Origin of the sequence: Phocaeicola sp. RTP21198st1_B8_RTP21198_201120, from assembly GCF_040929485.1 — a bacterium.
GTDB lineage: Bacteria > Bacteroidota > Bacteroidia > Bacteroidales > Bacteroidaceae > Phocaeicola > Phocaeicola dorei.
Genome location: NZ_JBCOCI010000472.1, coordinates 1 through 1,151, shown reverse-complemented (window position 1 = coordinate 1,151; position 1,151 = coordinate 1). Strand labels below are relative to the sequence as shown.

Below are 1,151 nucleotides of genomic sequence, written 5' to 3'. Positions count from 1 at the left end.
CACGTATGCCATGAGTGTACATCCGTATGTTTTCTCGAATGTAGCTTCTGGGTTATTGCGCATATCGAGAAACTCATCTTTATATTTTTGGTCAACATTGGAAAGTTCCCATTCTGTCAAATCATTCTCTCGTGCATGTTTTGCTACAGCAACGTTCCACTGGCTTATAATTGATGAAAATAACCAGGTAAGCATCTTGTGGGAAATAGAGTTTATCTGGCTGTCTGTGGCTGACTCTTTTGTATATTGCGTAAATGGTTCGCCATGAAATACAGATTGTCTTTCTTTAGTTACTGTCTCAACAAAAGAGCGGATAGCTTCTTTTGCTATATTGACGATGAACTTGGAACCTATATCGCTTCTAAAATAGCGTTCCCCTCCATGGCCATCTGAAACAATAGCCATGGAAAGGCCCTCTGAACTATCTGCATACGCATAGTCCTGACAAGGTTTATTGCAGAGTCTATGACTCTCTCCTTCGCAGAATGAATATATACTGTCCATCAATATAACATAGAATTTATTAGTCCCATTCGTCATAACTATCAGTACCAGCAGGGGCAGGTGACGCTGCAGTCTCAGCACCAGCTACATCTGCTGCTGCCTCATTAACCTTGTCAATTACCTGCTGCTGTTTTGTCGAATCTATAGCTGATGAACTTTGACTTCCTATCTGAGAAGATGTAACAGCAATAATTCGAATCATCTTTTTGAGCGCTTCAATATTATGAACGGTGATGACTGCTTCAGAAGAGCCTGTAAATTGTTTTAAAACTTCTTTGTCAGCATCGTCACCTATGGCAATAGCAATCTTGATAGCATGCTTAAACCAACTATTACCCTGAAGCGTTTTCAATCCACCTTCAAAGTTATCTGTCGGTCCACCATCTGAAAGAAGAATGATAGCTGGGGAGAAATATCCGCTTCCGCTTGATGTCGGCATAAAGCCTCCAGAACGAGATAGCTTTTTGTTCAATTCTTCACAAGCCTCACCAAGAGATGTTAGGCCGTCCGCTTCTACTTTTTGCCAAATAAAATCCTTTGCCTCTTTAGGTTCATCATAAAGCCAGCGGGTACCTGTTGAGAACTCAAGTGCTGCAACATTAATTTCTGCATCAGGATTTTCATCAGAAATTTCACCAATCATTGGC

At 40.9% G+C, this 1,151-nt stretch carries 2 protein-coding genes; both read right to left on the bottom strand.

From position 1 onward, the window contains the following. The coding region (locus tag AB5935_RS27390) for a protein phosphatase 2C domain-containing protein (RefSeq protein WP_368328026.1) at positions 1-504 on the bottom strand (504 nt) is incomplete at its 3' end. 19 nt (positions 505-523) lie between these two features. Then, positions 524-1,151: hypothetical protein (locus AB5935_RS27385; protein ID WP_368328025.1), on the bottom strand; the 628-nt coding region annotated here is incomplete at its 5' end.